7 protein-coding genes and 5 tRNA genes are annotated in these 6,528 nt (G+C 60.4%); all 12 read right to left on the bottom strand.

The genetic code is table 11. From position 1 onward, the window contains the following. Positions 1-173, bottom strand: a 173-nt coding sequence (locus tag K6T64_RS16960) for an NAD-dependent epimerase/dehydratase family protein (protein ID WP_353737834.1), incomplete at its 3' end; no start/stop codon positions are given. Between the two features lie 91 nt (positions 174-264). Next, positions 265-369: a cation-transporting P-type ATPase gene (locus K6T64_RS15875; protein WP_288011035.1), complete on the bottom strand. Its 105-nt coding sequence runs from the start codon at positions 367-369 to the stop codon at positions 265-267. Between the two features lie 106 nt (positions 370-475). Beyond that, positions 476-1,126: a L,D-transpeptidase family protein gene (locus K6T64_RS15870; protein ID WP_288011037.1), complete on the bottom strand. Its 651-nt coding sequence runs from the start codon at positions 1,124-1,126 to the stop codon at positions 476-478. A 334-nt stretch (positions 1,127-1,460) separates the two neighbouring features. Then, positions 1,461-1,535 (bottom strand) — tRNA-Arg (locus K6T64_RS15865). Positions 1,536-1,636: 101 nt separating this feature from the next. After that, on the bottom strand, positions 1,637-2,413 hold the full coding sequence (locus K6T64_RS15860; protein ID WP_170085425.1) for a type 1 glutamine amidotransferase: 777 nt from the start codon (positions 2,411-2,413) through the stop codon (positions 1,637-1,639). Then, positions 2,361-3,806, bottom strand: a complete 1,446-nt coding sequence (locus K6T64_RS15855; protein ID WP_288011033.1) for a Mur ligase family protein — start codon at positions 3,804-3,806, stop codon at positions 2,361-2,363. Before K6T64_RS15855 ends, K6T64_RS15860 begins: the two co-directional genes overlap by 53 nt. A gap of 96 nt (positions 3,807-3,902) precedes the next feature. Further along, positions 3,903-5,360, bottom strand: a complete 1,458-nt coding sequence (locus tag K6T64_RS15850; protein ID WP_288011031.1) for an anthranilate synthase component I family protein — start codon at positions 5,358-5,360, stop codon at positions 3,903-3,905. Next, positions 5,357-5,965, bottom strand: coding sequence for an anthranilate synthase component II (locus K6T64_RS15845; RefSeq protein ID WP_100667499.1), 609 nt, complete (start codon positions 5,963-5,965; stop codon positions 5,357-5,359). Before K6T64_RS15845 ends, K6T64_RS15850 begins: the two co-directional genes overlap by 4 nt. 247 nt (positions 5,966-6,212) lie before the next feature. After that, positions 6,213-6,289: transfer RNA gene (locus tag K6T64_RS15840), tRNA-Asp, on the bottom strand. Positions 6,290-6,293: 4 nt separating this feature from the next. Then, positions 6,294-6,370, bottom strand: a tRNA-Met gene (locus K6T64_RS15835). A 6-nt stretch (positions 6,371-6,376) separates the two neighbouring features. Next, positions 6,377-6,451: transfer RNA gene (locus K6T64_RS15830), tRNA-Glu, on the bottom strand. A gap of 1 nt (position 6,452) precedes the next feature. Beyond that, positions 6,453-6,527, bottom strand: a tRNA-Asn gene (locus K6T64_RS15825). Position 6,528: the final 1 nt, after the last annotated feature.

The raw sequence follows: 6,528 nt of genomic DNA, 5'->3' as shown, positions 1-6,528 counted from the left end.
TCCCCCACCCCCGCACCCGCAGGAACGGTCCTCCGAAACCGCTCCGGGTTCCGAGTCACGATCATGACGCCATACCCTGAGTGGAGAAGGTCTCGAATAAGCGCCCGGCCGACAAAACCTGTTCCCCCGGTAACGCCGACGATCCCGGCGTGTCCAACCCTTTGACTTATCATCTGGCCGCCCTCCTCGTTCCCGGGCGATCTGACACACGAAAGGCAAGAACATCGGCTCCCGTACGACTTCGAAAACAATTCGGCTTAAGGGCTATCGCCGTGATTGGGGCATGTGGTTGAAGCCTTTCACCCGCAACCGCTGAGCCGCCTCCCGCTCCGTGAGCCCGGAATGCATCGGGGCTTGCTCCTCCCCCATCTTACCCTCCTCCGCACCGCTCCACCAACAAACAGATCGGGCAATGCCCCCCCTATGATACCATCCGGGCCGGGCGGTGGGCAGTCCCACCGGGACGAGAGCCATATTACTCAATCAATCCCAAGGCATGATAATCCCGCACACTCACCACGCCGTCCACCGGAAGATGCTGACTTCGTTCAAACGCTTTGAGGGCCGCTTGAGTGGACAACGAAAAACGACCATTGCAGGGACCCCGGTAAAAGCCCAGGCGGAGCAACCTGTCCTGGACCAGCCACACATCCGTTCCGATATCGCCGTCCTTGAGCCGGCGCATGTATTTCAGCGGGTCACCGACGATGCGCACCGGGGTCCCGACCCGGATCATCTCGTACAGCTCCTCCACGTCTCGGTTCCTCATGCGGATGCAGCCAGCGCTCGCCGACCACCCGATGGAATGGGGGCGATTTGTCCCGTGAATGCCATAGATACCCCATGGAACATTCAAACCGAGCCAGCGGGTGCCAAATCCTCCACCCCAATTTTTATACTTGTTGATGACTTTCCAATTGCCGATGGGGGTGGGACTGTCGGGTCTCCCGAGCGCCACCGGATATTGTTTAATGGCAATGCCGTCCCGGTAGACAGTAAGTCGGTGGGTATCGGTGTTCACCTCGATCTGCATAAGCGGCCCGGACTCGGCGCGGACATGGACGTTCCCCCCGAGCCCAAGCACGACAAGGATACACACACATAGAGTAATCCGCAGCGCACGCACCAACCCGTTCCCCTCTTTCTCCCGGGGGTCTCCACAACCAGGGCAGGATTTGCTGCGTGTTATTGTCTTCAACCGACGTGGAATGATACTCTGGCGCTGTCAAGAGAGATAGACAACAAAAAGAGGCGAAACCTTCCGCGGGTCCTTGCCCCGCATACAGCATTCGGCGGGTCCCCGTTGGACAACGTGTGTCCCCATCCCAGCCAGGATTGCGCGGGGCAAATAAATTGAGGGCTGGTGTTGATAAACACCAGCCCCAAAACCAAAAAAGGAATCCCAAACCGTTGCACCGTGGGTTCTACGTGTCTAATAGCATACCTATTACTTTAAAACATGGCGCGCCTACCAGGACTCGAACCTGGGCACCCGGCTCCGGAGGCCGGCGCTCTATCCACTGAGCTATAGGCGCACATCCTGTTCACATTCGTCCGCCCGAAAAGCGGCCGCGTCCATTTTCTCGACGCATCAATTATCTTACCACCACAATTAGCCGAGTGCAAGACCCTTGAATCATTTTTTTGTCCCGCCCGTCCCCACGTGGGGGGACTCCATGCCGTCCAACTCGGCTAACCGGCGCACCAGATGCTCCCGGGCCGCCTCCTCCCACCGGTCCGCCAAGGACTTGAATCCCCCCCCTGTTCCCTTGCGTTCCAGGGCCAGCCCCAACAGCCAATCCGCCAGCCGCGGATTTTTAGCGAGCAGCGGCCCGTGCAGGTACGTGCCAAACACCCGGCCTTTCCGCGCCCCCTCGGTGCCGTCACTTCCGTTATTTCCACCCCCCCGGACCACCCGCATCCAAGGGTCGGTCCCCTCCCGAAGATACGTCCGTCCGGAATGATTTTCATACCCAAAAATCGTCTCCATCGGTCCATCCAGGGGACACTCCGCCATGACGTTCCCCACCATCCGCCTTTCCCCGGCTACAGTATAAGCGTCCAGCAGCCCGATTCCCGGGATCCTCTCACCAGACCCGGTTTCAAAATACTCCCCGAGTAACTGGTACCCACCGCAAATGGCCAGAACCACGGTACCCTCGGCCACGGCCTGCTCCACGTTGGCCCGGCGGTGCTGAAGATCCCGGGCCACTAAACTTTGCTCCCGGTCCATGCCGCCGCCCATCAGCAACAGGTCGCATCCCCGCACATCGGTGGCATCCCCGGCATCCACCCGCACCACCTCTACCTCGATCCCCCGCCAGCGGGCCCTCTTTTCGAGAATCATGACATTGCCCCGATCACTGTACAGATCGAGCAGATCGGGATACAGATGGCCGATGGTCAGTTTCATCGTCATGTTCCTCCTCGCCCCGCCGGACCAGCCAGTCTCTCAGCGTGTATAACGATGTGTAAGTCGTCAACACATACACTGTTCCCTTTGGCCTGCCGGATCCCCCCCTCGTCACCGCCCGGTCCGCCGGGCTGGACGAGGCCGCCTCCACGCAGGCGACCGGATCCCGAATTACCCGAATCTCCGCCGGCCATTCCGCATATCGAACGCGAATCGCCATGTCCTCCGCTCGGGTGCCGGCACACCACGCCCGCTCGATCCCCTTGTCCTTCAGGCGCTCCAGATCCGCATCCCAAATCCACGACACATCCGTTCCGTCGGCGTAGAGATCGTTGAGCACCAACACCACGTCCGTGACTTCCGGGGTCCGCTCCACCACCTTTAATTGCTCGTTGAGGCCGGTGGGATTTTTCACCAACGCCAAAACGATCGGCCGGCCGGCAAGTCGAAACCGCTCCAGCCGCCCGAGCCCCGTCCGTATCCGGGCCATGGCTCCTTGTGCCTGTTCCTGGGAGAGGCCCAGTGCCCGAACCACCCCGTAGGCCGCGAGCACATTGTAGACGTTGTACAATCCCGGGGAGTCCAAACGGGCGGGTAGCCCGTCCACCTCAAAGGCCAAACCACCCTTGGCCACGCGAATGTGCCGGGCCGCAGGGTCGGGAAGGGGGCGTTCCCGCCCACAACCCGGGCAACGCCAGATGCCCAATTGCCCGTAGAAAAAACCCGCATAGCTCAAGGGATGGCCACAAAAGCCACAAAATTTCCCGTCCCGCACTTCCCGGGAGCGGGGTTCAAGCCACTCCGGCGCCTCAAGCCCGTAAAACTGCACCTTCCGGCCGTGCGGGGCCACCCGGTAGGCCACCGGATCGTCCCCGTTGATCAGGCACAGGGAGCCCTCCGGAACCCGGGCCAAGGCCCCGGCGACAAGATCCACCACTCGGTCTAGTTCCCCGTAGCGATCCATTTGATCGCGGAAAAAGTTGGTGACCACAACGACCCCCGGACGGAGGTCCTCGACCACTTTCTCCACGGTGGCCTCGTCCACTTCAAACACCGCGGCCTCCAGGTATGAACGGTGTCTTTGCAACTGCTCCACCACCGCCGTGGCAATTCCTTGGACGAGGTTCGCCCCCAGGCGATTGCTTACCACCTGCCATCCGTTATCGTTAAGCCATGTCCCCACCAGGTTACTCGTCGTCGTCTTGCCGTTCGTCCCGGTGATCAGCACCACTCTGCCTGCAAACCGATCTCCGACTGCCGCCAAGAAACCCGGGCATAGCCGCATAGCGACGACGCCGGGCAGCGTCGTCGCCTTCCGGCCGGCGACCCGCAGGAATCGGGACACAATCCGGCCCGCTGCCAGAGCCGCCCAAAACTGCCATCGTCTCGCCACCCCATCCGACCCTCCCGCACACATCCATGGGACTATCATACCATATTTTCTCGGGAGGACATGGGATGTTTCCTGAAAGAACCGACCTCGATGCCATCAGGCTGGAAACAGCGCCTTGTGCAGGGCGGCCAGCTTGTGCCCGCACTCTCGCCACTCCATCTCCGGCACGGAATCCGCCACGATCCCCGCCCCCGCTTGCAGATAAAACACGTCCTCGATGTGTACGACGCTTCGGATCATAATGGCCAGATTCACATTGCCTTTCCAATCGATAAACCCCACCGCCCCGCCGTAGGGGCCTCGGTCAAAAGACTCCAACTCGTCGATAATCTCCATGGCTCTGACCTTTGGTGTACCGCTCAGGGTGCCCGCCGGAAACGTGGCCAGAATCGCATGAAGGGGCTTGACGTCCGGCCGCAATTCGCCGTTGACCTGAGAAACGATGTGAAAAACGTGGGAGTATTCTTCCACCACCATCAGTTGTTCCACGACCACGGTCCCCGGCCGGCACACCCTCCCCAGGTCATTTCGGCAGAGGTCCACCAACATCAGGTGCTCGGCCCGTTCTTTCTCATCCCCGAGCAAATCTTCCACCAGCCGGCGATTCTCCGCGTCGGTCATCCCCTTTCCCTTGGATGTCCCCGCGATGGGGCGCATCTGGGCCACGCCTCCCTGGACCCGGAGCTGGACCTCCGGGCTGGCTCCGAAAATGCGAAAGTCCCCATAGTCGCCGTAAAACATAAAAGGTGAAGGATTCACCCGGCGCAGCCGGTCGTACACCACCAAGGGATCCGACTTACTCCTGACCCGCAGGCGCATGGAGGGTACGATTTGAAAAATATCCCCATCCGCAATATACTTTTTGGCCTTTTCTACCCGGTGTACAAATTCCTCTTCAGTGACGTCGTGGTACACCTCAATCGCCGGCTCCACATCCCCAGACAGATCTGGCAGATCCTCAATCCCGGATATCCACTTCAAAGCCCGATCGAGATCGTCGCGTTCCTCCCCAAAGCGATGGGCGTAGACCTCGAACTGGTCATCCGTGACATGAATGACCGTTCGGAAAACCCGTAGACGGATGTCATCCAGACGCCGGTCATCCACCGTGGTGTGGGGTAGCCGCTCAAAATATCGAATCGCATCGTAGGCCACGTATCCGAGAAACCCGCCCGCAAAAGCAGGCAGATCCTCGGCTGGCGCAAACACATCCGAAACCGCCGCCAAAACCTCCGCCGGGCCCGCGACCATCTGACCGTCTTTCACCAACCGCTCCTGGTCCAGCCGCGCCCGCACCGTGGCGGTCACCGACTCATCTCCAGAAACTGCGATACCCTCACCTTTGAACCTCAGCTCCAACACGGGGTCCGCTGCCACCACAGCCAGCCGGTGCTGAGCCCGGGGGTCTGACACCGAGTCCAGGAGAAAAGCTCGCTCGGCCCCGATCTCTCCCGCGATCACCCGAAAGAGTGCAAAAGCGTCCGCACCGGCCCGGCGGGGCACCGTGTGGCGCCGGGTGGATACCACGACCTGCAAGCGCTCCACCACGCTCACCGCACACCACCCCCCGCCGACAAAAGGACCGGTTCCGCGTCGGCCACACCGAGAAAATCCGCCAGGATCTTCATCCCGCCATCGGTCAGGATCGATTCGGGATGAAACTGGACCCCGTACACGGGCAAGTCCCGGTGACAGATGGCCATGATTTCGCCTTCCTCACTACGAGCTGTCACTCGCAGCTCCGAAGGTAGGGTGGTTTCATCAACAATCAGTGAATGATACCGAGTGGCGCGAAAGGGATTGGGGAGACGCGAGAAAAGAAAGGAACCATCGTGGAGAATCATCGAGGTTTTTCCGTGCATCGGCCGCCTGGCGTGAACCACGCGCCCTCCGAACACCTCGGCAATGGCCTGGTGTCCAAGACACACTCCGAGCACCGGCACCCGGCCGGCAAATCGTTCGATCACCGCCATCGAAACCCCTGCATCCCGGGGCGTTCCGGGTCCTGGCGAAATCACGACGTGACTGTAGGCGTCAGGATCCAGCTCTTCGGCAGAGATCACATCGTTCCGCAAGACACTTACTGGCATTCCCAGAATCTCAATATACTGGACGAGGTTGTACGTGAAAGAATCATAGTTATCGATCATCAAAACCAAGGGTGACCCTCCTCATCTCGACTCCACTCAGCTCTGCTCTTCTCCGACTCCGCCCCGGGCGAGCGACGCGCCTTCGCTCTCCTTCGGATCCCCCGGATTGGCCTCATTCTATCTTTGCCAATTCTCCCTGTCAAGCAGCTAACCGCAAAGGTGGTGGCACAGCCGTCTGACCCTTCCCTCGCCCTCTTGACCCTGAAGGAGTTCAAACGAAAAAAGCCCGCCTCACGGCGAGCTCTCGGTTTTTTTCTGGCGGAGCTGACGGGATTCGAACCCGCGATCTCCTGCGTGACAGGCAGGCGTGTTGGGCCTCTACACTACAGCTCCAATGTGGTTGCGGGGACAGGATTCGAACCTGCGACCTTCGGGTTATGAGCCCGACGAGCTGCCAGACTGCTCCACCCCGCGACGTTTTGGTGACCCCAGGGGGATTCGAACCCCCGTTACCGCCGTGAAAGGGCGGTGTCTTAACCACTTGACCATGGGGCCTTGGCTCCCCGGGCAGGATTCGAACCTGCGACCACCCGGTTAACAGCCGGACGCTCTACCACTGAGCTACCGAGGAA

The sequence above is a fragment of the Kyrpidia sp. genome (assembly GCF_023512215.1).
Lineage (GTDB): Bacteria > Bacillota > Bacilli > Kyrpidiales > Kyrpidiaceae > Kyrpidia > Kyrpidia spormannii.
The sequence above is the reverse complement of the archived record's forward strand: the minus strand, read 5'-3'. Positions and strand labels throughout refer to the sequence as shown.